We start from the raw sequence: 24,425 nt of genomic DNA, 5'->3' as shown, positions 1-24,425 counted from the left end.
CCGATTGAGGAGCAAACGATGCGAATAGGTGAAATAGCGAATCAGACCAACATCAGTGTCTCAACGATAAGATTCTATGAAAAACAGGGAATTATCGACAGCCCTACACGAAAAGGTAATGGTTACAGGTCTTATGATGAAAGCACTGCAGTGCATCTAGAGAAGATAAAAATGCTCACGAATATTGGTTTCTCCCTGAGTGAAATCAAAAAAATCAATGATTTCATCAAGGTCTGCCATACCGCCGAGCGAGGCAAGCACCCCGACGTACTCATACTCCTGGAGAAGAAATACAAGGAGATCAACGTTGAGCTAGACAACCTGAACAAGGCCCAAGCAATCATCTACGACTTCATCAACCATATAGTATAAATGCCATACGAACCTCTGCTGACCGGCCCAACAAGTAAAAACTCACCTATACGCATCTACAATACCTCTTAAACGCTCTAGCTCGGAAATCAACAATAAAACCCTCGCAGGAGTAACTGAATTATAATACTCCAAAGTCCTCGCAACGGCATCTCGCTCTCCCCTCGAACGACTAGAGCGCACTAATGCCTCCGCCAGGACTTTAATATCTGCCATTTCATTGGCTACATCGCCCAACATAAAGCACGACCCATCTCAATTCAAATGCGGAAATAGCGCCTTACGTGTCTCATCATCAATATCTGATTTGAACGAGTATTGGGTTTTTAACGCTTCGACACGCTGAGCCGCCGGGCGTGCACTTATTTCATCGAGCAAGCGTTTGACATTCGGCAACTCATCCCATGCATGTTCCCCCAGCACAAATGGAACCGCCCGCGCCCAACCCCATACAGCCATATCCACCAGACTGTATTCATCACCGAGCATGTACGGCATTTGCGAAAGTCTCGCTTCCAGAATTCGCCAGTGCCGCCAAGCTTCGAACTCATAACGATTCAGTGCATAATCCTTGGGCTCTGGTGCGAAGTATCGAAAGTGTACAAGCTGCCCAGAAAACGGACCAATACCACTGGCGACGAACATCAACCAAGAGTACATCTGCGCCCGTGTCTGGTCAGTGTCCGAGCCAAGGAACCTACCCGTCTTTTGTGCCAGATACAACAAGATCGCACTGCTATCGAACAATACGGCATCGCCATCCAGTAGAGCGGGTGTTTTAGCATTAGGGTTTATAGCAATGTAATCGGGTAAATGCTGCTCTCCCCTTCCTGTATCAACCGGAATCAACTCATAAGACAGCCCCGCTTCCTCTAAAAACAAGGCGACTTTTGCAGGGTTTGGCGAAGGATGATAATAAAATCTCATTCAAAGCTACCTCACTCAAGTGATAGACCACGCTATACCAAACAATCAATATGGATAGTTGGCAAGCTAACTTCTTACGTTAGCCACATTAGCGCAATCAATAAGAAATAACACCCGGACAGACTCTCCTTATATCAAATTCCAGTTACTCGAGGGTTACTTAAACCTCGCGCTCAGCCAGGCTTTCCATGGCATCAAGCAATGAGGAACCGCAATCCGTAGGAGACTACCGCCATGGTCAGCACACCGACCATGTAGAGCCCGATTGCCCAGGCCGTTTCGGGCTTGATGCGCAGTCGCTTCAACAGGGCCTTACTCGCTCCCGGCACTGACCGGTGGTTTGCGCCGGAACGTCCAGTACACGTAGATGGTGTTAGCCAGCACCATCGGCAGCATGATCACAACCCCGGTCATCAACAGTTGCTGACTGCTGGAAGGCGCCGAGGCCTCCCAGATGGTGATGGAGTACGGAACAATGTACGGCCATACCGTAATGACGATACCCACCAGGAATAGCGCCACCAACAGCATCGAGAAAGCGCGTGCACGCCCCTGTTCGTTGGCAATGGAGCACCAACTGATCAGCCATAATGCAACCGCCAGGGCACCGAATACGACCGACAGGATGGGGGTCTCGCGCCACGTCTGCCCTGCCCGGCTGTCGGTGTACAGCACCCAGGTCACCACAGCGCAAGCCAGCGCGGCAAAGGCCAGCATGGACGCCTGCATTTGCCAGGCCGCCCTCTGCTGGAGGCGGCCCTCTGTTCGCCAGTTGAGTCAGGCGGCCCCCAGCATGGTGTAAGCCACAGCAGTCAAAATGGCGATCATGATGCCGAACACACTGAATACCGACACTTCGCCAGCGGACTCCATGCCATTAATTGGCACTCCGCTGAGCACGCCCCCGAGCATGAGCCCCTGACACAGACTCGCGATAACGGAGCCGCTAAAGAATGCGTAATCCCAGTACCGCCGGTTGCGCGTGGCCTGGGCACGAAACTCGAAGGACACGCCGCGAAAACCCAGCGCCAACAGCATAATCATCACCGGCAGGTAAAGCGCCGGCAAAATGGTGCTGTAGGCCAGCGGGAAAGCCGCCAACAGCGTCACCCCGAGCAGGATCAGCCACGTTTCATTGCCGTCCCAGACCGGGGCAATAGACTCCACCATGGCGTCCCGCTCCGTTTCATCGAAGGTTGTCAGCACCAAATTGCCAACCCCCAGGTCGAACCCATCCAACAGTACGTACATGATGAGAGCAAACACCACCACTGTGGCCGCAAAGACTGTCAGCGTCATGACCGTTCGCCCTCGGTAGACAGGCTGCCATCCGCCGCCTCGTCAATCATAAAGCCGCGGCGGGACTGCCCGCTGACAGTGGAGTGTTCCGGTACGTTTTCAGGACCACGCTTGATGAAGCGGAGCGTGAGCGTGAGAAACGCCACCATGAAGACCAAGTACACCACGCTGAAGAGCACCAGCGAGGTCATCACCGAACTACCGGTGACCGGTGACACCGCATCGACCGTCTTGAGATGACCAAAGATGGTCCAGGGCTGTCGGCCAATCTCCGCGGTGTACCAGCCCGCGACCGTAGCAACCACGCCCGCTGGCGAGAGGATCACCATGGTCTTGTGAAACCCGCGCGAGGTAAACAGCCGACCACGCCAGCGCAGAACGATGCTGACACAGGCCATGGCAAACAGCGTTAGCCCCAGCACAAACATCAGGCGGAAGGCGTAGAACACTGGCCCCATCGGTGGCTGCAATTCACGCGGGGTTTCTTTCAGCCCCGGTACCGGGCCATCAAGGGTGTGCGAAATAAACAAGCTGCCCAAGTAAGGAATACCGAACTGCATATGGTTGGTCTGCGCGGCCTGATCGGGAATGATGAACAGCAGGTACGGAGCCGAACGCGTGGTGTCCCAGTTCCCCTCCAGCGCCTGAAACTTCGAGGGCTGATAGGGAATCATCTTCATGGCCACGGCGTCACCCACGAACATCTGCACGACGATTAACAGACTCAGCAGGCCGGTCCCGATGGAAAGCGTTTTGCGTGCGAACTCGCGATGCTGCCCCTTCAGCAAATACCAGCTGGCGACCCCCGCCACCAACAGCGAGGCGGTGATGTAAGCCGCCAACAGCATGTGCGGGAGCCGGTAAAGGTAAGACGGGTTGAAGATCACCTCTAGCCAGTCGGTGACCACATAGCGACCCTCGATGACCTCGAATCCAGCCGGGGTCTGCATCCACGAGTTAGCCGCCATGATCCAGGACGCGAAGATCGTAGTCCCCAGCGCCACCATAAAAGTGGCCAGGAAATGAATCCGGGGACTCACACGGCCCATGCCAAACAACATAATGCCGAGGAATCCCGCCTCCAAGAAAAAGGCCGAGAGCACTTCAAGGCCGATCAGCGGGCCGATCACCGGGCCCGCCAGCCGGGCAAAGGTTGCGAAGTTGGTACCGAACTGGAAGGACAACACAATCCCGGTGACTACCCCAACGCCGAAGCCCATGGCAAAAATAACCACCCAGAAGCGATAGATCCGCCGGTAGAGTTCATTCTAGTCCACAGCCATAGCCCTTCGAACACGGTAAGGAACATAGCCAAGCCAATGGAAATGGTTGGGAAGATGATATGGAAGGTAACGGTCAGCCCAAACTGTATTCGCGAGAGAAGAAGCGGATCAAATTCCATAATATTTCCCCTCAATCGCCCTGGTCGCTGGACGAGTCTACCGAAGAGTCCGTGCGCTTCCACGACAGGGCCGCGATCACGACAAACGTCACTACCGAGATCACCCCCACCGTGTCACCGAACAGGTTCAAGGCAGCACCGGCCCAGATCAGGCCGACGGGAATGCCGATCGCTACCAGCACCCCTGTCTTGACTGAGCCGGTGTTGGCACCTTTGAAATGTGGAGCCCGCCGTCGGCGACTGACTGATGAACGCTCTTCTGCCGTATTCATGGCATCCCCAGGATAGACAGTAATCGTTGATGAGGAGTGAGGCCTGAATAACATCGCTCAGCACGGCTGGACAAAGGGCTCGCCCATAGAAGCTTGCGACTTTGCTTGTTATCACTTCACTAACGAGCGTCCAAGCACGCCATATACAGCGATATAGCGCGCCAGACTCAGGGGTTCTTTAAGAGATTCTTGTTAACTTAGCCATCTATTGCGACTTGAACCGAACAAAGTGCTGAATACATTAAGCATCCGATAATGACAAAGCCCCCTGTCTTGCTGCAACCTTATCGAGTCCCTTCTTTAAGCCCAAGAAGTTGCCACTCCCAGCGCAACCCTTGACCAAAAGCACCGCCCAACTCGGCAAAGAGTTTGGCCACATCACCGGCGGTTTCTTCACGGGACCAGTCTCGTTGCAACTCACTGATATAGACCGCTGCCGTCAGTGGTCGAGCGCCGGCTTGCACCATACGCTGAACACCCCGCTCATGACCTTCCACACTGCCCCCACCCGCGGCATCGGTGACGATATACACCTCATACCCTTCAGCCAGCGTACTCAGCACCGCAAAGCTCAAGCAGACCTCAGTCCACAAACCCGCAATCACCAGCTTTTTCTTGCCGGTTTTCTCCACCCACTTGCGCACCCGTGGGTCGTCCCAGGAGTTCAGGCTGGTGCGGTCGATCGGCTGCTGTTCGGGAAACACCCCCTGCAATTCCTGGAAAATCTCCTGGCGTTCGGCGTAGGCGGTGGTCAGCAGCGTCGGGACATTGAAGATCTTCGCCCCCTTGGCCAGCAAGGTGGTGTTGGTAACCACCGTTTCTGCCGAATGAGAGCGAACAGCCAGCAGTTGGAGGTACTGATGATCAATCAACAGCAGTGCGTGATTGTCCGCCGTCAACAATGGGTCGTTGGATGGAACCTTACTCTTTGTCATCTGAACATTCCTTAATATCGGACTAAAACGGAGATTGCCGGTACTCGCACAGCCCCCCAACCTGGACTTGCTTACCTTCAGTTAACACGTTGTAGCGGGTGAACAGGTTGCGATAGTTCGGGATGTGGTTGGAGAACAAGGTTCCCAAGCTTTCGATATCGTGCATCAGTCGCGATGCAGTTCAAAGGCCCAGGAAGTTGATTAGAAGCAGCGATCGCCCCGAAAACCAGCACCAATCTGACGGTGATTTGGGCACATCTTTCTCATGATGCCCCCCCGAAAGATATTGAGGCCACATTAGTAGCCTCTACTACTGTCCGGTAGTGGTTGAATTAAGCTTCACCATCTCAAAAATGGAACGGTCCGGAGCCCCTAGTGGGTAGGCTTACAAGCTCATTGTGTAACGCTTTTCAAACTCTACCGGTGACAGCCGATTGTTCAAACCATGGCGGCGTTTTGCGTTGTAGAAAATTTCGATGTAATCGAACACATCGCTACGAGCTTCTTCCCGCGTGGTGTAAATTTTTCACTTGATCCGTTCCCGTTTCAGAAACTGGAAAAAGCTCTCGGCCACAGCAACGCACAAGAAGCATTGTTTGCAAGCGATGTTACGGATTATTACGGCGAGGCAGCATGCCTTTGAGCACCTCATCTTTCTGTACGAAGTGATGCGTGAGTGCCACGAGAACGTGCCCTCCCACCAAAGCTCCACATAGCCAAGAGATGTAGGTATGAATCGCTTTCGCCAACTCATAGAGACTTTGATCTGGATCGACCAGGGGCGGTAGTAGAAAGAGCCCCGCCACCGAGATGGGTTTATCCGCTACCGAACTCCAATACCACCCGGAGAGTGGTAAACCAATCAGAGCGACTCCGTAAAGCAACAAGTGGCCAAGCAAGGCACCCCGCTTCATCAGTGGGCTCATTGTCTCAGGCAAAACCGGCGCGGGGTGAGTAATCCTCCAAGCGATACGCACTACAATCAAAAATAGCAACGGGCTTGCCAGAGCTTTGTGCAGGAATGTCAGCTCATGGTGGGCATTGAACTCATCACGCCAGTGAGTTGCTAGGATTCCAATGAGCCAGGCGCCGACCCAGAGGAGTGCCATACCCCAATGCAACCACTTCGCAAGACTTGTGTAGTTCTGAGCTTTTGCCAAAACCTCTACCTTTTCCGGCATGATTGAGCGCATATTATTGCCTTTGAAAAAAATCAAAAAAAACGTAATTATTGCTAGAAATTATCGACTCCATCGATTCATTGGCATGCACCCAATTGCGTACCCCCATTAGCCAATGTGCTTAGAACTTGAGCACATAGGTGGTGATCAAACGTGTTTCGGTGTAGTCGGCGCCCGCCGCTCCACCACTGCCGTAGCGGGTCTTGACGTCGAAGCGACGCAACTCCAGCCCTAGGCTCTTGAAGGTCCCGGCCTGCACCACATAGCCAAGGGCCAGCCAGCGTTCGCTTTCCACGTTCTGGTCCAGGGCGTTGTTGCCACGGTCGATGCCTGTCCCGCGGAAGTAGCGAGTCTTGAACTTCAACCCCGGGACGCTCATCGCTGCGAAGTTGTAGTCATAACTCACTGACCAGGAGCTCTCATTGGGCTTGACGTAAGACACCACGGACCAGTTCACCAGGTACGGCTGGGGTGCATAGCCGTTGATGGTGGGGAAACCACTGTCACCGAGCATGCGCTGGTAGGCGACGCCAAAAGTATGGCCGCCCTTTTTCAAGGCGGTCATCAGGCCATAGGAGCGGTTGTCGATGTTTCCGTACAGCGCCTTGCCATCTTCGCGGTTATCGAAATAACGCAGGTCGCTTTTCAAGGCATAGCCGCCACCCAGGTCGAGGTCATGGCTCAGGCCGAAGTATTGCTGCTGGTAGATATCTTCCAACTGGCCGTAGAAATACGTCGCCGATAACTGTGGGGTCAGTGCATAAGTGGCACCGGCGAAGTTCAGGCCGTCGCTGCGGCGTTTTATATCCGGGCCATTAAACAGGTACATTTTTTCGCGGTCGGATGATTCCCGTGAACTGATCTGGTTGAAACGCCCGGCGGTCAATGTCCACTTATCAATGTCCTTGGACTCGATACTGACCCCATTAAATGTGGTCACCAATTGCCGGGTATCGTCGTAATACGCCACCGGCAAGGTCGGGCGGTGCTCGCCCAGCTTCAATTCGGTTTTCGAATAGCGGACTTTCGCCGCGAACGCCGCCCGGCCGTAGTCCTGCACCGGTTCGCCACGGCTGTCGTCGTAGGGGATCACCGAGTCCGGCCCGCGCCCGCCGCCGCCGTCCAGGCGGTACGCATACTGCCCGTAGAGATCGAGGGCGAACTGCACAGGGCCTTCGGTGTAGCCTGAGGCGGCCTTGAAGTCGAAACCCTGGGTCCAACTGCCGACCCGGGACTTGGGTGCATCCGTCTGGTGAAAGTCCCGGTCCAGGTAGAAGTTACGCAGGCCAAGGCTGATTTGACGGTCGTTGATAAAGTCGGCGTGGGCAAATAGCGGCGTCAGGCAGCCCAGCAGGCCGACGAACACGCAGTCGCGGGCCATTCTATTTTCAAGAGGCATCGGTGGTTCCTTTATATGCGCGCAAAACATTTGAGTGGGGCAGATCACTAATGGGTAGTTAATCCGCAGTCTTGTTTTTATAACCACTTGCTGCAAAAAGACGCATGCGTGCGGGGTACGCTTATTGTTGTTTTGGAGAACCGGACAAGTTAGTTGGCAACGATCAAGAAGCGGCCTTCGATGCGTCCCCCAGGCGATGATAGGCACGGTTGAAATACACCAGGCCTTCCTGGCTTTCGCCATTGCAGATACCCAGCACCTCGCAGTAGAAAATCGTATGGGAGCCCACCTCATGGGCCTGGGCGATGCGGCAATCGAAACTCACCAGAGACGCCTGCAAAATCGGCGCGCCACTTTCCAGGGTCACCCACTGGGCACAGGCAAAACGCTGCTCGGTGTTCATGTCACGGTTGGCAAACACCCCGGAAATCGCCTGGTGATCGGCGGTCAGTACGTTGACACTCAACACACCGTTGCTCTTGAAGTTGATATTGGACGTCGACGCCCGGTTCATGCACACCAGCAGGGTCGGCGGCTGATCCGTCACGCTGCATACCGCCGAGGCCGTAAAGCCGAAGCGCCCGGCTGCGCCATCGGTGGCGATCACCGAGACGGCGCCGCCGAGCAATGCCATTGCATTGCGAAAACCTGTTGTATCTACCATGGTCTTGCCCTCCGCCAATTCAGATGTCCAGCACCAGTTTTTTCGATTTGGCCCGCGAGCAACACACCAGGATCTGGTCATTGGCGGCCTTTTCGTCGTCGGTGAGGTAGACATCCCGATGGTCGGGCTCACCTTCCAGCACATCGCACAGACACGTCCCGCACACCCCCTGCTCGCAGGAGATTTCAATCTTGATACCGACACTGGCCAGGGCATCGAGGATGCTTTGGCCTTCTTGCACCTGCACCTGCTTGCCGCTGCGCGCGGCGACCACTTCAAAGCCCTGGCCGCTGCTATCGACCTCGACCTGGAAGTACTCACGATGGATATGGTCCTGGGCATGACCGGCCTTGGCCGCCTCACTGATGACCCAATCCATGAAGCCGGCCGGCCCGCAGACGTAGACATGAACCCCAGCGCCCGGCACCCCGAGCACCGCTTGCAGATCAAGCCGTTGCCCCTGGTCTTCGTCATCGAAATGGGTGTGTACCCGCGACGCGAATGACGCGTGCTGCAGCTCGTCAATAAAGCCGCAGAGGCTGCGTGACCGCGCGCAATAGTGCAGCTGGAATTCCCGCTCCTGGGCCTGCAAGGCATACGCCATGGCCACCATGGGCGTGATGCCGATACCACCGCCGATCAGGATCGAGCGTTGCGCATCGGCCGCCAGGGGAAACAGGTTGCGCGGCGCGCTGATCTGTACCACCTGGCCTTCGAGCAGTTGCTCGTGTACCGCCAGGGAGCCGCCGCGCGAGCCCGGATCTTTCAACACGCCCAGGCGATAGACCCGGGAATTGGCCGGGTCGCCACACAGCGAGTACTGGCGGACCAGGCCCGCTTGCAGGTGAATGTCCACATGGGCCCCGGCCTCGAAGGCCGGCAACGCCTGGCCATCAGGGTCGGCCAGGTCGAGGACCACCACCCCCTGGCCCTGTTCCTGGCGTTTTTGCACCACCACTTTCAATAATGTTTGCACGCTCATATCGGCTCGTTCCGCTGGTTATTATTGGCCAAGGCCGATCACGGTCGGCCCGTTGTCGCATCAGCGCATGAATAGCCCGCCGTTGACGTCCCAGGTCGCTCCTGTGACGAAATAGGCATCCTGTTCCGCCAGTTGCACCACCAGGCGACCGATGTAATCGGCACTGCCCAGGCGCTTGACCGGGATCGCTTCGAGCAGTTGCTCCATGCGCTCGGGCGCGACCACGGCATGCACTGCCGGCGAGTCGATCGGCCCCGGGGCGATGGCATTGACCGTCACCCCGCGTGCCGCCAGTTCCTTGGCGAAGATCTTGGTCAGGGTGATGATCGCGCCCTTGGACGCCGCGTAATGCCCACCGGTAGCAGTCCCGCCGTTCTGCCCGGCCAGGGACGCCATGTTGATGATCCGCCCATAGCCCTGGTCAGCCAGGTAAGCCCCCAATACCTGGCAACCGACAAAGGTGCCGCGCTGGTTGATGTTGGTGACCCGCTCGAACTCCTCTGGGCTGATCTGCATCAACGGCGTTGCCAGGGTCATGGCCGCATTGTTGACCAACACATGCAGGGCACCGAAACGCTCGAGGGTCGCCGCCAGTGCCTGCTCGAAATCGGCCTTGCAGCCCACGTCCAGACGTAGCGCCAACACGCGCTCGCCGCTCGGGTCCAGGCGCCGGGCACTGGCGTTTGCCGCCGCCAGGGAAAGGTCGCTGAGCACCACCGCATACCCCGCCGCGTACAACTGGGCGGCGATGGCGTACCCCAGGCCCTGGGCAGCGCCCGTCACTAAGGCTATGTATGTCATGCCGACGCCCTCACAGGATGTAACCGATACCGGCGAGGGTGTCGGTGGAGTTGATCAGGTGGATCAGCTTGCGCTGGATCTTGAAACTGTCGCCGTCACGCAGCAGCTCGAACGTGATATCGGCGGTGTAGTGCTTGAGCACGTCCTTGCGGCATTCGCGCAGGTTCTGTGCGCAGCGCACGGTGACGGTTTTGCCGTCATCGGCGAGCAGGCGAAACCGTGACAGCGTGCGCACGGTGCGCGCCCGTGGCGTGGTGGAAATCGACTCGCCGCTGGTCAGGCGTGTGACCCGTAACTGGCGCATGTGATGGTCGTCATAGGCATAGTTGAGGGTGTTCTCAAAGTCGGTTTCCAGCGGGTCGATGGGGATGATGTAGGTCGCATCCTGGGTCCAGATCGCCAGCCATGATTCAAACTCACCGTGATCGAGCATGTCCGCTTCTTGCCAGATAAAGGCGCTGGCCTGGTTGAGCAGTTGTAGGTTGATCATCACTGGGTCTCCTGGGCCGACATCATTTTTTTCCACTGCTGATAGCCGGCGCGCATGCCGGTTTCGGCGCTGACATCACTGACCAGGCCATCGGCGCTGGCCTGCTCGCCCGCCAGGCCGCGATTGAGCATGACCCACAGGTCGGTGCCGGCGCTGGCGCCCTTCTGCACCCGCTCCCACGCCTCGGAGTCGTCTGGCGTGCCAAAGCCCATCGGCCCCTGGAAGTGCTCATGCAGGCGCAAGCGGTAGCGGTTGGCGACCGCCGGGCCGCCGTCCATGGTGATCACTGCGTGGTGGATCTCGGTCTCGTCCACGGCAATCGGTTGCAGCACCCGGAAGAACGCCATCGAGCACGCGATGTTGGGGAACAGATTGAGGTTGAACCCCGAGCCGCCCACGGCGCGGACGATGCGCCGCACTGCTTGCTCGTCATGCCCTTCTTCGCGCAGTTGCCCGGCCAGTTCTTCGAAACGCGCCGGGATCGGCAACTCAAGGTTGGCTTCCAGGTCGATCAGGTCGGGGATCATCACCATCACGCTATGGCCGTTGCCCAGGTCCTCGACATAACCGCTGCCGCCGACAAAATTGAGCATTTCTTCGGTCTGCTTATCCACCGACGACAGGAACGACTTGTGCACCAACGGGAAGTGGTAGGCGTCAGTGGTGTTTTCCAGCTGGATTTTCCAGTTGCCGGGGAAGCGGAAGCGGTGTTCACCGGCGACCTTGATCGGATAGCCACCGCCCTGTTTCATAAACAGGTCCATCCATTTTTTCGCCGCGCCGAGAAAGTCTTCCAACGGCTCGATGGCGTCGTTGAAGGTGGCGAAAATCATCCCCGCGTATTGCTCGACCCGCAGGCTCACCAAGGGGTGCTCGCCCTTGTCCAGCATGTCGGCGTAACTCTCCGGATGGGGCACGCCACGCAGCGAACCGTCGAGGGCGTAGCTCCAGCCGTGGTAGGGGCAGACGAAGCTGTTGGTCTTGCCCTTCTTGTGCTCGCACACCGTCGCGGCGCGGTGGCGGCAACGGTTGAGCAGCACATGGATCGCCTGCTTGCGGTCACGCACCACAATCACCGGCTGCTTGCCGACGAAGGTGGTCTTGTAGCTGCCCGCGTCGGGAATTTCACTGACGTGGCCGACCCAGATCCAGGTCTTGTAGAAAATCTTCTCCAGCTCCTGGTCGAAGACTTGCGCATCGGTGTACAGCGACGTGTGCACCCGGTCCGGCAGGACGCGTTCGGACGGGCAACTTTCAAGGTTCACGGCTTGAATCAGGTTATTCACGATGTCTCCTCGTCGACCCGCCGGGCCGACTCACTTGAATGCGGGTTTCACTCACCCGGCTTATGGGGCACCGGCAACCGGGCGCTGTGGTTCCACAGGCTCACGGGGCGGCTGAACAGGTTCTCGGTCTGGAAATGGGCGATCCGCCACTGGCCGTCCTCACACTCGAAGGTCACGCTCAGGCGTGCACTGTTCAAATGGGACGCGCCACTGGCAAAGGTCGAGGTCTGCAACATCACCCAGGCACCGCTGGCCTGCAGGCCCCGGACCTCAATCTGTTCGCTGGTCAGGAAGTGCACGTTGAGGGCAAAGTGCGCGGGCTCGACCATGTAGGTGGCAAACATCCCGCGAATGGCCGCACGCCCGTGATAGCCACCAAAGGCCTCCTGGTACTTGCTGCCCTTGCCTTCCCAGATCGCGTTGGGGGTGAACAGGCCGGCCAGTTCGTCCAGGGGCGAGTGGGCGCCCAGGTCGTCGCACAGCTGCATGTAACGGTTCATGCAGGCACGGATGGCGCTGGCACTTTCCAGGGCGTCCAGGCGTTGTTCCAGGGCTTGGAGTGAGTCGTTCATGGCCGGGCCTCAGCGCTGGATAATCAGTTCGCGGCCGGTGCGGGCCTCGACCTTGCAGTACTTCCACAGCTTGTAGGTGCCGTCCCCCACCGGGGTGCTGCGAAACAGGTTGCAAGCCGCATGCACGCTGGCGATATCCGGCACGTCCGCCAGCAGGTAGGTGGTCCAGGGGTAGCCGGTGGACGGGCCGACCATGCTCTGGTCGTCATCCATGTTGCCGAACACCTTGACGCCCGGCAGGTCATGGATGCCATTCCACATCTGGCTGAACGCCGCCCAGACTTGCAGTTGCTCGTCCCGCGGGGCGTCGAAGAAATTCTGGTTGATGCCCATGCAAAACAGCACGCGCAAGGCTTTGGTATCGCTCATTGCAGTCACCTTTTTTCTTGAGAATTGAACGTCACAGGTAGCCGGGCAACGGCTTGTTGCCGAAGAAAATCGCACCGGCGCTTTGGTAAGTCATGTCGCCCATAAAGGCGTGCTGGGTGATGACCTGGGCGTCGTTGACGAAGCGCGACAGCGGGCTGCTGCGGTACACCCCGCTCATCCCCGAGAGCATCTGCGCGGTGCGCGCCACATCAGCGGCCACGCGGGTGGCATGGGTCGACGACAGGCGCAGCAGGTTGGTTTGTTCCACCGACACCGGGTCGCCGGCGAGGATGCTGCTCCAGGCATCATCGATGGCCTGGTAGAACCAGGCCCGCGCCGAAAGCAAGGCCGCCTCGGCCTTGGCCACTTCCACCTGGGCCAGGGGGCGATCGGACAAGGACGGCGCGCCAGTCACCGAAATGCGCCCATTGGCCATGCCACTGAGTTCATCCAGTGCAGCACGCGCCACGCCCAGCCCGACCACCGACAACACCTGGGTGGCGAACGACAGCGACGGGTAGCGAAACAACGGCTCGGTCAGGCTCGACGGCCCGCCACGCACAAACGTCCACTCCTCCGGTACCACCACGCCCTCGACCACCAGGTCGTGGCTGCCGGTACCGATCAGCCCGGTCACGTCCCAGGTCTGCTCGATGCGCACCTTGTCCCTGGGCATTACGGCCATGCGTGGTAGGCCGAGCATGTCGCCATTTTTCGGGGCGATACCGACCCCGATCAACGAGGCGCCCATGCAGCCGCTGGAGAACTTCCAGCGCCCGTTGACCTCCAGGCCACCGTCGACAAACGCGGCCGGTTGCGGCGGGAAGATCCCTCCGGCGAACACCACATCCGGGCCGTTGGCGTAAACCTGCTCGATACTCGCCAGGGGCAAGGCCGAGAGGTACACCAGGCTCATGCCAAAACTCGCGACCCAGCCGGCGGAGCCGTCGGCATGGGCAATGTCTTCGACCATCTGGCAGAACTGCGCCGGCGAACACTCGTCCCCGCCAAAACGCTTGGGTACCAGGGCCCGATACACACCCAGGGTGCGGAAGCGCTCGATGATGTCCTGACTGATGTGTTTTTGCTGGTCGAACTCACCGCTACGCGCGCGCCGACGGATGTCATCCAACAGTTGCTGGAAGTCTTCACCGTCGATGATCGACAGGTCGGACCTCGGACTTTGTGCACGGAGTGCAGTCATGGAATACCTCCAAAAAGAATCAGGCTGGTTATTGTTCTAGGCGTTGCGAAATCATCAGGGCCACGGCGCACAACAACGCGTCCTGGCCTTTGCCGGCGATCAGTTGCAGGCCCATTGGCAGGCCACTCGGACCTTGCAGCGGCAGGCTCAGGGCCGGGTGGCCGGTGAGGTTGAAGGGGCGCACCAGGCGGGTCATGCCGATGGCGGCGCGGGTGTCTGCCGCCTGTGCCACTTGCAGGGGGTAATCGGGCAGGGTGGGCAAGGCCAGGATCGGGTGCTGCGCCAGGGCCGCGTCCACCTCATGGGTGAACGCTTCGCGCACCTGTTCGGCCTGCTGCAGTGCTTCGTCGCTGGTCAAGGCCGCGGCTTGCAGGCGTGCTGCGATGTCCTCGCCCAGCAGGCCGCTGGGCAGCAGGTGGCCACAGGCGTTCCAGGTCTCACGATTGATCACGGCCAGGCCCGCGTTGTAGGCCGCCTCCATGCCAGGCAGCGGCGTTGGGTGCAGGGCAAAACCGCTGCGGGCCAATGCCGCGTCGAGGGTTTGCAGGATCTGCGGGTGCGCCGTGACGGGCACCACGCCGATGCTGAGATTGGGTGGGCAGGACTGGGCAATAAACCCAGGGTCAATGACCTGCATGGCCGCGATCAACAGTTCCATGCTGGCGGCAAAGGGGCCGACACAATCGAGGCTGGAGACGCCGGGCATCACCCCCGCACGGCTGATCCGGCCAAAGGTCGGCTTGAGGCCAAACACGCCACAACAGGCGGCCGGCACACGCACCGAGCCACCCGTATCGGTGCCCAGGGCGAAGTCCACCAGCCCTGCCGCAACCGCCGCCGCCGAACCACTGGAGGAGCCGCCAGGAATCAACCCGGGGTACAGCGGGTTGTCGGCGGTGCCGCTCCAGTGGTTGATCCCGGTGGTGCCAAAGGCCAACTCATGCAGGCTGGTCTTGCCGAGAATCCGACAGTTGCCCGCGAGCAGGGCCTCGACCACTTGGGCATGTTCCTGCGCCGCTGCTGCGTTCTCCAAAGCCTGGCTGCCAGCACGGGTTGCAAAGCCTGCGATGTCGATCGTGTCCTTGACCATCACCGACAGACCACTCCCCCCCAACGCCATATGCTCGACGACGATAGTCATGCCACCTCCCGCTCAATGTTGTGACGCCTGTGCGTCGCCTGTCAGTGGACTGGACAGATCAACCCCTGCCCAACGCTTAAATCTAAAATCATAATATTTACGTGAAATGTCAATTGAATTATCTATTTTAAAATATGGGTATTTTCGGTGCACATTTCCCACAAGATGCACCGGAGCCGTGCATTTCGGTAACACTCTTGAAAACGCAAAATCCAAACGAAAAATTATAATAAGTACTTACATTTCAAATAGATAAAAAAAAACAACAACATCGACAACGCTTTACTTCTGTTTACCTGAAGCACAAAAATCTTAAAAAATACGCAGAAACGAAAAGTTACCGATTGTTTTCTTGCAACAAAAACCATCGAAATAATTCTGATTTTTTGCATATTTTTTTCGATTAAAAAACCATAAAAAACAGCGATAAAACCGCGAGCTAGCGCCTTCGCATACCGCTGGCTTGCCTCGCCCCGGAACGACAAACACAGCGACCACTGCCCGGGATAAACCCTGCTTCACACAGCTGTCCCGAATTTTTCTGGCATGCAACCTGCTATCGCCCTACTCGCCCATCAACAGCGGCTCGCGCCGTTGCGGCAACCGCCAAGGGCTCGCCTCCATCGCGCATCGCGACCGCTGTTCAAGCGGAGACGGGCCGAGGGACGGGCGCTTGCTTAGCCTTGCAATGCTTCGGAGAACTCCATGCTCTTGAAAAAAGCTGTGTCCACCTTGCTACTGAGTGCGGCCTGCGTATCCCTGGCCCAGGCGCAAGTCACGGTCGGCGTGATCACCTCGGCCGCAGGCCCGTTGGCCATGATCGGCGTGCCACAGAAAAACACCGTGGCGCTGCTGCCGACCCAGGTCGGGGACCAGGCCATCCGCTACATCGCGCTGGACGACGGCAGCGACCCGACGGCCACGGTCAAGGCCCTGAAGAAGCTGATCAGCGAAGACAACGTGGATGCGATCATCGGCCCAAGCGGCTCGCCCAATGCCATCGGAGTTATCTCGTTTGTCGCCCAGGCCCAGGTCCCGCTGCTGTCGCCCGTGGGCACCGCGGCGGTGATCCTGCCGATGACGGCAGAGAAGAAATGGGTGTTCAAGACCACCCAAAATGACGAACTGATCGCCAAGGCGCTGTTCAAACACATGGCCAGGCATCAGGTAAAAACCCTGGGCCTGATCGGCACCGCCGACCCGTATGGCGAGAACTGGGCCAAGGTAGCCACGGCGCTGGCGACCGAGCATGGGATCAAGATCGTCGCCAACGAACGCTTCCAGCGCCAGGACACCTCAATCACCGGGCAAAGCCTGAAAGTGCTCGCTGCACGCCCCGACGCGGTGCTGGTAGCCGCGCCTGGCAGCCCGGCCGTAATGCCCCAGGCCACGCTGTTCGACCAGGGCTACCGTGGCCAGGTCTACCAGACCCATGGCGCCGCGCTACCGGACTTCCTCAAGCTGGGTGGCAAGAAAGTCGAAGGGACGATCCTCGCCGCCAGCCTGATGCTGGTGCTCGATGAAATTCCCGACAGCAATCCGTCGAAAAAAATCGCTGCCGACTACACCGCCGCCTACGAAAAACTCTATGGCAGCAAGCCCGCCACCTTCGGCGCCAATACCTTCGATGCCGGCCTGCTGCTGCAAGCGGCAATCCCGCTGGCTGCCGCCAAGGCCGCGCCGGGCACCGTGGAGTTCCGCCGGGCGCTGCGTGACGCCCTGGAAAGCACCCACGAGTTGGCGGGCACCCAAGGGGTCTACAGCATGACCCCGGACGACCACAGTGGGTTCGATGAGCGAGGCCGGGAGTTGATCCAGGTGAAAAATGGCACCTGGACCCTGCTCAAAGACTGAGAGTGCCCCCAATCGCCCGCTCGGCCAGCCGTGTCCGACGGGCGCCGCAAGCCTGATGACCCCGTGCAAAGAGTTGCCCTATGAATGCCCAGATAGCCTTGCTGCTTGGCCAGGACGGCATCACCAATGGCGCCATTTATGCGCTGCTGGCCTTGTCGATTCTCCTGGTGTTTACCGTGACCCGGATCCTGTTGATCCCCCAGGGTGAGTTCGTCACCTATGGCGCCCTGACCATGGCCAGCCTGCAAGCGGGCCAGCCCACTGCACTGGTCTGGCTGCTGCTGGCCCTGACCCTGCTCGATGGCGCACTCGACCTGCTCGCCTCGATCCGCCGCCCCCACGCCTGGCGCTTGCCGCGCAAGAGCCTGGTAAAGATCGCCTACGCGGCGGCGATGGTGGGCCTGGTCAACAACCTGCCGCTGGCACAACTGCCCATGGCATTGCAGGCCCTGCTGACCCTGGCGTTGGTCGTGCCGTTGGGGCCGTTGATCTATCGACTGGCCTTCCAACCCATCGCCTCGGCCAGCTCGCTGGTGTTGCTGATTGTCTCGATTGCAGTGCATGTAAGCCTGGTGGGCATGGGCCTGCTGTTGTTCGGCCCGGAAGGCGCGCGGACCCGGCCCTTCTCCGAACAAGGCCTGGAACTGGGCCCGGTGGCGCTCAACAGCCAGACGCTGTGGATTATCGCCGCGTCCCTGGGCCTGATCATCGGCTTGTTTGTGTTCTTTGAGCGCACCCTGTACGGCAAGGCCCTGCGCGCCACGGCAGTGAACCGCATGGGCGCACGCCTGATGGGCATTTCCCCGGAGATGGCCGGCAAGAGCACCTTCGTCCTGGCCGCCCTGATCGGCACCCTGTCCGGGATTCTGATCGCCCCCATCACCACCCTGTACTTCGACTCCGGTTTCATCATCAGCCTCAAGGGCTTTGTCGGTGCGATCATGGGTGGGCTGGTCAGCTACCCCGTGGCCGCCCTGGGCGCCCTCGCGGTGGGCCTGATCGAAGCCTTCTCGATGTTCTGGGCCAGCGCCTACAAGGAAGTGATTGTCTTCACCCTGATCATTCCGTTCCTGCTGTGGCGCTCCCTCACCAGCCGTCACGTGGAGGAACACGAATGAAACCACGCTACCTGATCCTCGGACTGATTACCCTGCTGGGCCTGGCGCCACTGGTGCTCGCCCCCTACTACGTGACCTTGCTCAACTACATCGGCCTGTATGCCCTGGTGGTACTTGGCCTGGTGCTGTTGACCGGGGTCGGCGGCATGACCAGCTTTGGCCAGGCCGCTTTTGTCGGCCTTGGGGCCTACACCACGGCATGGCTGACTACCGCCGAGCAGCTGCCGACCTGGCTGCAATGGGCGAGTGCCTCGCCGTGGCTGACTCTGCTGGTGGGCGTGGCCCTGACGGTGACGGTGGCGCTGATGCTGGGCGCCCTGACCCTGCGTCTGTCCGGGCACTACCTGCCACTGGGCACCATCGCCTGGGGGCTTTCGCTCTACTATCTGTTCGGCACCCTGGAACCCCTGGGTGGCCATACCGGCGTCGGCGGGCTGCCAGCCATTTCCCTCGGCGGGATTTCCCTGGACCAGGGGGAAAAGATGTTCTACCTGATCTGGCTGGTGCTGGGCGCAGCGATGCTGATCACCCACAACCTGCTCGACTCCCGGGAAGGCCGCGCCATCCGTGCGCTCAAGGGCGGCCAGTTGATGGCTGAGTCCATGGGCGTCAACACCTTCCGTTCGAAGATGGTGATCTTTGTCATCGCCGCGCTGTTTGCCGCCGTATCGGGCTGGCTGTACGCCCATACCCAGCGCTTCGTCAATCCGACCCCGTTCGGCCTGGGCATGGGTATCGATTACCTGTTCATGGCGCTGATCGGCGGGGTGGCCAGTATCTGGGGCGCACTGTTGGGCGCCGGCATCCTCACCGTGCTCAAGGAATGGCTGCAAGATTGGCTGCCCCACCTGCTGGGCGATGGCGGCAACTACGAAACCATCGTCTTCGGCATCCTGATCGTGCTGCTGATGCACTGCGCGCCGGGCGGCCTGACGCCATGGCTGGGCAAGTGGTTCAAGGGCCGCACACGCACCGCGCCGTTGCCCCAGGCACAGGCCCTGCCGCGTCGCGCTGCGGTCGAACACGGCACCCGCATCCTGCAGGCCAACCAGGTGACCAAGCGCTACGGCGGCCTCGTCGCCAACAACCAGATGAACCTGCACATCGACGCCGGGGAAATCCTCGCCCTGATCGGTCCAAATGGCGCTGGCAAAAGCACCTTGTTCAACCTGTTGTCCGGGGTCGACAGGCCCACCTCAGGCGATATCCACTTCAAAGGCCTGCCCCTCAATGGCAAAACCTCACGACATGTCGCCCGCCTGGGCATGAGCCGTACCTTTCAGCACGTCAAGCTCCTGCCTGGGATGAGCGTGCTGGAGAACGCCGCCCTCGGCGCCCATTTGCGCGGGCACCAGGGGGTGATCGCCGCCAGCCTGAACCTGGACCGTGCCGAGGAGCAGCAGTTGCTGGCCGAAGCCCGTTATCAACTGGAACGGGTCGGCCTGGGTGACGCGTTGCAGGAGGACGCCGCGAGCCTGGCACTGGGGCAGCAACGTATCCTCGAAATCGCCCGCGCCCTGTGTGCCGATCCTTGCCTGTTGCTGCTGGACGAGCCCGCCGCCGGCCTGCGCCTCCAGGAGAAACAAGCCCTGGCCGCCCTGCTCAAACGCCTGCGCGCCGAAGGCATGGCGATCCTGCTGGTGGAGCACGACATGGACTTCGTCATGGGCCTGGTGGATCGCGTGGTGGTCATGGAGTTCGGCCAGCCCATCGCCCGGGGCCTGCCTGAAGAAGTGCAAAACAACCCCGCAGTGCTTGAAGCCTATTTGGGAGGCGCAGACGCATGAATATGCCAATGGAACCGTGCAACGCCGGCACCACCCTGCTGCAAATCGATAACCTGAGCGTGGCCTATGGCAAGGTTGAAGCCTTGAGCAACGCCAGCCTGCGCGTCGGCGAAGGGCAGATTGTCACCGTCATCGGCCCCAACGGGGCCGGCAAGACCACCCTGCTGTCGGCAATCATGGGCGTCCTGGGCTCCCGGGGCCAGGTCAACTTCGACGGCACTCTGCAAAGCGTGCCCGAGGTGGAAGTGATGGTGGGCCGGGGCCTGGGCCTGGTGCCGGAAAAACGCGAACTCTTCACCTCGATGAGCGTCGCGGACAACCTGCTGCTGGGGGCGTTCCAGCGTCACCGCCGGGGCGAGCGTGACCACGGCCAGACACTCAAGCAGGTATATGACCTGTTCCCGCGCCTATGGGAGCGACGCGAGCAATTGGCCGCGACCTTGTCGGGCGGCGAGCGGCAGATGCTCGCCGTTGGCCGGGCGCTGATGGCCAAGCCACGCTTGCTGATGCTCGATGAGCCCAGCCTGGGCCTGGCGCCCCTGGTGACCCGCGAGATCTTCCGCATCATCAGCAGCCTGCGCGAGCAAGGGGTATCGATCCTGCTGGTGGAACAGAATGCACGGGCGGCGCTGCGGGTCGCCGACTACGCCTATGTCCTGGAAACCGGCCAGATCGCCATGCACGGCCCCGCCCGGCAACTGGCCGACGACCCTAGGGTGATCGAGGCCTACCTGGGCCTGAGCAGCAAGCATCAGGAAATGCTCGCGAGCTGATTGCTCTATCCCGTGTGGGGCCCGATGGCTCCCACACGGCGCGACAAGCGCGACGTCAATCACGTGAATATGCAACAATCGGCCGTTGTCCATTATTCGAAGCCCGAGCATGACCACCGCGAAAAAACGTGTGAATCGTCATAACCCTGCCAGCCAGGATTTCAAGAAAGAAGAGTTCCCCTTCTACTGGCTCGCCCGGGTCAACGGGCGCTATTCCATGGCGATGGAAAAGGCCCTGAAAAAAGTCGACATGGACATTCCGCGCTGGCGCATCCTCCTGATCCTCAAGGACAACGGCTCGTCGAGCATCTCGGAAATCTCCACCCACGCCATCGCCAAGCTGCCCACGGTGACCAAAATCGTCTACCGCATGAAAGCCGACGGCCTGGTGCAGACCAATGTCTGCGCCAACGATGGGCGCGTCACCCAGGTCTCCTTGACAGAGGCCGGGTACCAGACCATCGAGCAGAGCCACAAGGTCACGGCGGATATTTTCAAGACCAGTTTCAAGGGCCTGACGGACGCGCAACTCAACAAGCTCAACAGCTTGCTGGAGACCCTGTTCGACAACCTGCCCGAAGACTGACCCTCCCCCCTGTAGAAGCGAGCTTGCTCGCGAAAATCCCACAAGCGCCACGGGCTACCTGTTGGCGCTGCGTTATCGTTAACGTTTTTCGCGAGCAAGCTCGCTCCTACAACTAATAGCGGATCATCACCGACTTGAGCTCGGTATAGGCCTCTATAAACGCATCGCCAAATTCCCTGCCCACACCCGACGCCTTGACCCCGCCAAACGGCAGTGCCGGGTCCAGAAAGGTGTGCATATTGACCCATACCGTACCGGCCTCTATTTGCGGGATCAGGCGCAATGCCTTGGACAAGTTGTTGGTCCAGACACTGGCCGTGAGGCCGTAGGGCGAGTCGTTCATCAGGGTCACCAGCTCCTCCTCTGTGTCGTAGGGCAATACACAGAGTACCGGACCGAACGCCTCTTCCCGCAGCAAAGGGTCATCCGGGCCATTGGCCAGGATCAGCGTCGGTTCGACAAAGTAGCCCGGCCGGTCAATGGCCTTGGCACCGCAGATTACCGTGTTGTTCTGATTGGCCCTGGCGAAGAAGTCGAGGATCTTTTCCAGGTGCGCCTGGTTGGCCAGCGGGCCAAACTGGGTGCTTTCATCGAGGGGTGAGCCAATCTTCAAGGTCCCCAGGGCCTGCCCGAGCTTTTCCAGGAACTCGCTGACCCGTGAGCGGTGTACATAGAGGCGTTCCGGTGCGGCGCACACCTGCCCCTGATGCACATAAGCCATCTGCACCATCCCGGCCACTGCCTGGTCCATATCGACATCGGCCAACAACGCCGCCGGGTTCTTGCCGCCCAGCTCCAGGGTCGCGCGCGTCAGGTCGGCGGCCATCGCCGCCTTGCCCACGGCGATCCCGGTCGGCACAGACCCGGTGAACGCGACTTTGCTGATTGCGGCATGGGCGATCAATTGCTGCCCCACCTGCCCTGTCCCGTTGACCACGTTAAATGCGCCGGCCGGCAAGCCCGCCTCGAACGCCAGCTCAGCCACCCGCAACAACGCCAGGGGCGTGAACTCACTGGGCTTGATCACAATGGTGCAACCGGTGACCAGCGCGCTGGCAATCTTCCAGATGCCGATCATCACCGAGAAATTCCACGGCACAATCCCGGCGACCACGCCCACGGGTTCACGCAGGGTGTAGGCCAGGTACTGCTCGCCGCCCATGGACGGAATCGAGGGGCTCATGGTCTGGCCGTTGATCTTGCTCGCCCAGCCCGCGAAGTAGCGCAGGAACACCACGCTCTGGGCCACTTCCAGGCCGCGTGACAGGTTGATCGACTTGCCCGAGCACAGGGTTTCCAACTGCGCCAACTCCTCGGCATGCACCTCAAGCAAATCGGCAAATCGGTTAAGGATCACACCTCGGGCGTAGGGCGAGGTGTCCGCCCACGCGCCCTTGAACGCCTTGCGCGCACTGGCGACGGCATGCTCGATATCCTCGTCGCTGGCATCGAGGATATGGCTGATCACCTGGCCGGTCGCAGGGTTTCGCACGGCGATTCGCTGTGTGGACGTACTGGGCTGGTAAGCCCCTTCTATAAAGTTGGCCGGTGCGCGGGCAAGAAATTCGGTAACCGCAGGCAGCAAGGCAATGTCACTCATCAACAGGACTCCTGAAGGCAATCGTCAGTGCGGCGCCCAATGGGCGCCGTTCAAGGGGAGATCAGGTATTGGCCAGGCCGGTTTCCAGGGCATGGCAGATCAGGTCGGCTTCTTCGAGCGTCAGGGTCAGGGGCGGCGACAGGATGATCTTGGTGCCCACCGGACGTACCAGCACCCCTTCCAGGCGTACCCGTTCCGCCAGGCGCGAGGCGTAGCCCTCGGCCGGGTCGACGGGGGTGCGCAGACGCTTGTCGCTCACCAGGTCCAGGGCCAGCATCAGGCCTTTGCCCCGCACCTCGCCGACCACCTCGAAGCGTTCGCTCAGGGGCTTGAGCCGCTCCAGCAGATAGGCGCCGACCTTTGCCGCATTGCCCGACAGGTTCTCCTGCTCGACGATATCCAACACCGCCAGGGAGGCCGCGCAAGCCGTCGGATGGCCGCTGTAGGTGTAGCCGTGCATGATCACCTGGCCGAAGTTTTCAGCGGTTTCGATGGCCCGGGCAATGCGCCCATTGAACACCGTGGCGCCCAAGGGGATGTAGCCGGCGGAAATGCCCTTGGCCAGGCACAGAATGTCAGGCGCCACGCCCCAACCCCGCGATCCCAGCATCGAGCCGGTGCGGCCAAAACCGGTGACCACTTCATCGGCGATCAACAAAATGCCGTAGCGATCGCACACCGCACGCAGCTGCGGCCAGTAGCCTGCAGGCGGGACAATCACCCCGCCCGCGCCCTGCACCGGCTCGGCGATGAACGCGGCAATCGTCTGCGGCCCTAGCGCGCGGATCTGCTCTTCCAATTGGCGAATGCAGTGGCCGGTCAGGGCCTGCGGGTCTTCGCAGTCCCACGGGTTGCGATAGGACCACGGAGCATCCAGCAACGTGCAGCCCGCCAGCAGCGGCCCATGGTTGAATTGATAGGCACTGATCCCACCGACCGAGGTGCCCCCCATGTGCACGCCGTGATAGCCGTTGCGCAACGACAGAAACCGTGTGCGCTCGGGCTCCCCGACGGCAATCCAATACTGGCGGCTCATTTTCAATGCAGTTTCAATGGCATCGGAGCCACCACTGGAAAACAGCACCCGCTGCATGTCTTCCTGGGCAAACATGCCGGTCAAGCGTTCAGCCAGATCATACACCCTGGGATGGGCAATGCCGTCGAAGGTCTGGTAGTACGCCAGCTCATCCATCTGGCGGTGGATCGCCTGCTTGACGCTTTCACGGTTATGACCGACGTTGACGTTCCACAACCCGGCGATACCGTCGAGCATGCGCCAGCCATGGATATCGGTGACGTAGTTGCCATTGCCCCTGGCAATGATCAGGGTCTGTTCCCCCGCAACGGCCGCGGCCGCTCGCATCGGGTGCCAGAATTTTTTTTCGGCGTTCTGATAATGCGCGTACATGAT

22 protein-coding genes and 3 pseudogenes are annotated in these 24,425 nt (G+C 59.8%); 6 read left to right on the top strand and 19 right to left on the bottom strand.

Going from position 1 to position 24,425, the window contains the following annotated elements; all coding sequences use genetic code 11:
- Positions 1 to 18 precede the first annotated feature (18 nt).
- Positions 19 to 372 carry a MerR family transcriptional regulator gene (locus DK871_RS05950; protein WP_161904337.1) on the top strand — a complete coding sequence of 118 codons (354 nt, stop codon included), beginning with the start codon at positions 19 to 21 and terminating at the stop codon, positions 370 to 372.
- A gap of 255 nt (positions 373 to 627) precedes the next feature.
- Here the strand turns inward: DK871_RS05950 and DK871_RS05945 are convergent, their stop codons facing one another.
- From DK871_RS05945 to DK871_RS05855, 17 genes and pseudogenes are all read right to left on the bottom strand, one after another.
- Positions 628 to 1,299: a glutathione S-transferase family protein gene (locus DK871_RS05945; protein WP_161904336.1), complete on the bottom strand. Its 672-nt coding sequence runs from the start codon at positions 1,297 to 1,299 to the stop codon at positions 628 to 630.
- A gap of 312 nt (positions 1,300 to 1,611) precedes the next feature.
- Positions 1,612 to 2,598, bottom strand: a pseudogene (gene cydB, locus DK871_RS28970) (cytochrome d ubiquinol oxidase subunit II).
- Positions 2,595 to 4,000, bottom strand: a pseudogene (locus DK871_RS05930) (cytochrome ubiquinol oxidase subunit I). The pseudogenes cydB and DK871_RS05930 overlap by 4 nt, the downstream one beginning before the upstream one ends.
- A gap of 11 nt (positions 4,001 to 4,011) precedes the next feature.
- The gene (locus tag DK871_RS05920; RefSeq protein WP_161904332.1) at positions 4,012 to 4,272 is read right to left on the bottom strand and encodes a hypothetical protein; all 261 of its coding nucleotides are present in this window, start codon (positions 4,270 to 4,272) and stop codon (positions 4,012 to 4,014) included.
- A gap of 284 nt (positions 4,273 to 4,556) precedes the next feature.
- Positions 4,557 to 5,207 carry a hydrolase gene (locus DK871_RS05915; RefSeq protein WP_161904331.1) on the bottom strand — a complete coding sequence of 217 codons (651 nt, stop codon included), beginning with the start codon at positions 5,205 to 5,207 and terminating at the stop codon, positions 4,557 to 4,559.
- A 385-nt stretch (positions 5,208 to 5,592) separates the two neighbouring features.
- Positions 5,593 to 5,784, bottom strand: a pseudogene (locus DK871_RS05910) (IS3 family transposase); the annotation flags it as partial.
- A gap of 31 nt (positions 5,785 to 5,815) precedes the next feature.
- A complete protein-coding gene (locus tag DK871_RS05905) occupies positions 5,816 to 6,400 on the bottom strand; it encodes a cytochrome b (protein WP_256677383.1) in 585 nt (194 codons plus the stop codon).
- Between the two features lie 109 nt (positions 6,401 to 6,509).
- Positions 6,510 to 7,787 carry an OprD family porin gene (locus DK871_RS05900; RefSeq protein ID WP_161904330.1) on the bottom strand — a complete coding sequence of 426 codons (1,278 nt, stop codon included), beginning with the start codon at positions 7,785 to 7,787 and terminating at the stop codon, positions 6,510 to 6,512.
- Positions 7,788 to 7,950: 163 nt separating this feature from the next.
- Complete coding sequence (locus DK871_RS05895) at positions 7,951 to 8,451, bottom strand: flavin reductase (RefSeq protein WP_161904329.1); 501 nt, start codon at positions 8,449 to 8,451, stop codon at positions 7,951 to 7,953.
- A gap of 19 nt (positions 8,452 to 8,470) precedes the next feature.
- Complete coding sequence (locus DK871_RS05890) at positions 8,471 to 9,433, bottom strand: PDR/VanB family oxidoreductase (protein WP_161904328.1); 963 nt, start codon at positions 9,431 to 9,433, stop codon at positions 8,471 to 8,473.
- A gap of 60 nt (positions 9,434 to 9,493) precedes the next feature.
- On the bottom strand, positions 9,494 to 10,234 hold the full coding sequence (locus tag DK871_RS05885) for an SDR family NAD(P)-dependent oxidoreductase (protein WP_161904327.1): 741 nt from the start codon (positions 10,232 to 10,234) through the stop codon (positions 9,494 to 9,496).
- Between the two features lie 10 nt (positions 10,235 to 10,244).
- On the bottom strand, positions 10,245 to 10,721 hold the full coding sequence (locus DK871_RS05880) for an aromatic-ring-hydroxylating dioxygenase subunit beta (RefSeq protein ID WP_161904384.1): 477 nt from the start codon (positions 10,719 to 10,721) through the stop codon (positions 10,245 to 10,247).
- Positions 10,722 to 10,723: 2 nt separating this feature from the next.
- A complete protein-coding gene (locus DK871_RS05875) occupies positions 10,724 to 12,010 on the bottom strand; it encodes a Rieske 2Fe-2S domain-containing protein (RefSeq protein WP_161904326.1) in 1,287 nt (428 codons plus the stop codon).
- A 47-nt stretch (positions 12,011 to 12,057) separates the two neighbouring features.
- The gene (locus tag DK871_RS05870; protein ID WP_161904325.1) at positions 12,058 to 12,582 is read right to left on the bottom strand and encodes a nuclear transport factor 2 family protein; all 525 of its coding nucleotides are present in this window, start codon (positions 12,580 to 12,582) and stop codon (positions 12,058 to 12,060) included.
- Between the two features lie 9 nt (positions 12,583 to 12,591).
- On the bottom strand, positions 12,592 to 12,951 hold the full coding sequence (locus DK871_RS05865; protein WP_005787259.1) for a hypothetical protein: 360 nt from the start codon (positions 12,949 to 12,951) through the stop codon (positions 12,592 to 12,594).
- Between the two features lie 31 nt (positions 12,952 to 12,982).
- Complete coding sequence (locus DK871_RS05860; protein ID WP_005787257.1) at positions 12,983 to 14,155, bottom strand: acyl-CoA dehydrogenase family protein; 1,173 nt, start codon at positions 14,153 to 14,155, stop codon at positions 12,983 to 12,985.
- A gap of 28 nt (positions 14,156 to 14,183) precedes the next feature.
- Positions 14,184 to 15,296 carry an amidase gene (locus DK871_RS05855; protein ID WP_161904324.1) on the bottom strand — a complete coding sequence of 371 codons (1,113 nt, stop codon included), beginning with the start codon at positions 15,294 to 15,296 and terminating at the stop codon, positions 14,184 to 14,186.
- 705 nt (positions 15,297 to 16,001) lie between these two features.
- Between DK871_RS05855 and DK871_RS05850 the strand changes: the two genes are divergently transcribed.
- From DK871_RS05850 to DK871_RS05830, 5 genes are all read left to right on the top strand, one after another.
- A complete protein-coding gene (locus tag DK871_RS05850) occupies positions 16,002 to 17,150 on the top strand; it encodes an ABC transporter substrate-binding protein (protein WP_161904323.1) in 1,149 nt (382 codons plus the stop codon).
- 80 nt (positions 17,151 to 17,230) lie between these two features.
- Positions 17,231 to 18,268 (top strand): branched-chain amino acid ABC transporter permease, encoded by a 1,038-nt coding sequence (locus tag DK871_RS05845; RefSeq protein WP_032863775.1) that lies wholly within the window; start codon positions 17,231 to 17,233, stop codon positions 18,266 to 18,268.
- Positions 18,265 to 20,055, top strand: a complete 1,791-nt coding sequence (locus DK871_RS05840) for an ATP-binding cassette domain-containing protein (RefSeq protein WP_161904322.1) — start codon at positions 18,265 to 18,267, stop codon at positions 20,053 to 20,055. Before DK871_RS05845 ends, DK871_RS05840 begins: the two co-directional genes overlap by 4 nt.
- Positions 20,052 to 20,828: an ABC transporter ATP-binding protein gene (locus tag DK871_RS05835; protein ID WP_032863778.1), complete on the top strand. Its 777-nt coding sequence runs from the start codon at positions 20,052 to 20,054 to the stop codon at positions 20,826 to 20,828. Before DK871_RS05840 ends, DK871_RS05835 begins: the two co-directional genes overlap by 4 nt.
- 109 nt (positions 20,829 to 20,937) lie before the next feature.
- Positions 20,938 to 21,414 carry a MarR family winged helix-turn-helix transcriptional regulator gene (locus DK871_RS05830; protein ID WP_032803452.1) on the top strand — a complete coding sequence of 159 codons (477 nt, stop codon included), beginning with the start codon at positions 20,938 to 20,940 and terminating at the stop codon, positions 21,412 to 21,414.
- Positions 21,415 to 21,526: 112 nt separating this feature from the next.
- Here the strand turns inward: DK871_RS05830 and DK871_RS05825 are convergent, their stop codons facing one another.
- Positions 21,527 to 23,014, bottom strand: a complete 1,488-nt coding sequence (locus DK871_RS05825; protein WP_161904321.1) for an aldehyde dehydrogenase family protein — start codon at positions 23,012 to 23,014, stop codon at positions 21,527 to 21,529.
- Between the two features lie 61 nt (positions 23,015 to 23,075).
- On the bottom strand, positions 23,076 to 24,422 hold the full coding sequence (locus DK871_RS05820; RefSeq protein WP_161904320.1) for an aminotransferase class III-fold pyridoxal phosphate-dependent enzyme: 1,347 nt from the start codon (positions 24,420 to 24,422) through the stop codon (positions 23,076 to 23,078).
- Between the last annotated feature and the right edge of the window lie 3 nt (positions 24,423 to 24,425).

The sequence above is a fragment of the Pseudomonas sp. L13 genome (assembly GCF_009935965.1).
In the GTDB taxonomy this organism is placed as follows: Bacteria; Pseudomonadota; Gammaproteobacteria; order Pseudomonadales; family Pseudomonadaceae; genus Aquipseudomonas; species Aquipseudomonas lactis.
The sequence above is the reverse complement of the archived record's forward strand: the minus strand, read 5'-3'. Positions and strand labels throughout refer to the sequence as shown.

What these genes read in the sequence shown, in the direction of transcription:
- DK871_RS05950 (WP_161904337.1), top strand. Translation starts at nt 19, where the DNA reads ATGCGAATAGGTGAAATAGCGAATCAGACCAACATCAGTGTCTCAACG.
- DK871_RS05945 (WP_161904336.1), bottom strand. Translation starts at nt 1,299, where the DNA reads ATGAGATTTTATTATCATCCTTCGCCAAACCCTGCAAAAGTCGCCTTG.
- DK871_RS05920 (WP_161904332.1), bottom strand. Translation starts at nt 4,272, where the DNA reads ATGAATACGGCAGAAGAGCGTTCATCAGTCAGTCGCCGACGGCGGGCT.
- DK871_RS05915 (WP_161904331.1), bottom strand. Translation starts at nt 5,207, where the DNA reads ATGACAAAGAGTAAGGTTCCATCCAACGACCCATTGTTGACGGCGGAC.
- DK871_RS05905 (WP_256677383.1), bottom strand. Translation starts at nt 6,400, where the DNA reads ATGCGCTCAATCATGCCGGAAAAGGTAGAGGTTTTGGCAAAAGCTCAG.
- DK871_RS05900 (WP_161904330.1), bottom strand. Translation starts at nt 7,787, where the DNA reads ATGCCTCTTGAAAATAGAATGGCCCGCGACTGCGTGTTCGTCGGCCTG.
- DK871_RS05895 (WP_161904329.1), bottom strand. Translation starts at nt 8,451, where the DNA reads ATGGTAGATACAACAGGTTTTCGCAATGCAATGGCATTGCTCGGCGGC.
- DK871_RS05890 (WP_161904328.1), bottom strand. Translation starts at nt 9,433, where the DNA reads ATGAGCGTGCAAACATTATTGAAAGTGGTGGTGCAAAAACGCCAGGAA.
- DK871_RS05885 (WP_161904327.1), bottom strand. Translation starts at nt 10,234, where the DNA reads ATGACATACATAGCCTTAGTGACGGGCGCTGCCCAGGGCCTGGGGTAC.
- DK871_RS05870 (WP_161904325.1), bottom strand. Translation starts at nt 12,582, where the DNA reads ATGAACGACTCACTCCAAGCCCTGGAACAACGCCTGGACGCCCTGGAA.
- DK871_RS05865 (WP_005787259.1), bottom strand. Translation starts at nt 12,951, where the DNA reads ATGAGCGATACCAAAGCCTTGCGCGTGCTGTTTTGCATGGGCATCAAC.
- DK871_RS05860 (WP_005787257.1), bottom strand. Translation starts at nt 14,155, where the DNA reads ATGACTGCACTCCGTGCACAAAGTCCGAGGTCCGACCTGTCGATCATC.
- DK871_RS05855 (WP_161904324.1), bottom strand. Translation starts at nt 15,296, where the DNA reads ATGACTATCGTCGTCGAGCATATGGCGTTGGGGGGGAGTGGTCTGTCG.
- DK871_RS05850 (WP_161904323.1), top strand. Translation starts at nt 16,002, where the DNA reads ATGCTCTTGAAAAAAGCTGTGTCCACCTTGCTACTGAGTGCGGCCTGC.
- DK871_RS05845 (WP_032863775.1), top strand. Translation starts at nt 17,231, where the DNA reads ATGAATGCCCAGATAGCCTTGCTGCTTGGCCAGGACGGCATCACCAAT.
- DK871_RS05840 (WP_161904322.1), top strand. Translation starts at nt 18,265, where the DNA reads ATGAAACCACGCTACCTGATCCTCGGACTGATTACCCTGCTGGGCCTG.
- DK871_RS05835 (WP_032863778.1), top strand. Translation starts at nt 20,052, where the DNA reads ATGAATATGCCAATGGAACCGTGCAACGCCGGCACCACCCTGCTGCAA.
- DK871_RS05830 (WP_032803452.1), top strand. Translation starts at nt 20,938, where the DNA reads ATGACCACCGCGAAAAAACGTGTGAATCGTCATAACCCTGCCAGCCAG.
- DK871_RS05825 (WP_161904321.1), bottom strand. Translation starts at nt 23,014, where the DNA reads ATGAGTGACATTGCCTTGCTGCCTGCGGTTACCGAATTTCTTGCCCGC.
- DK871_RS05820 (WP_161904320.1), bottom strand. Translation starts at nt 24,422, where the DNA reads ATGTACGCGCATTATCAGAACGCCGAAAAAAAATTCTGGCACCCGATG.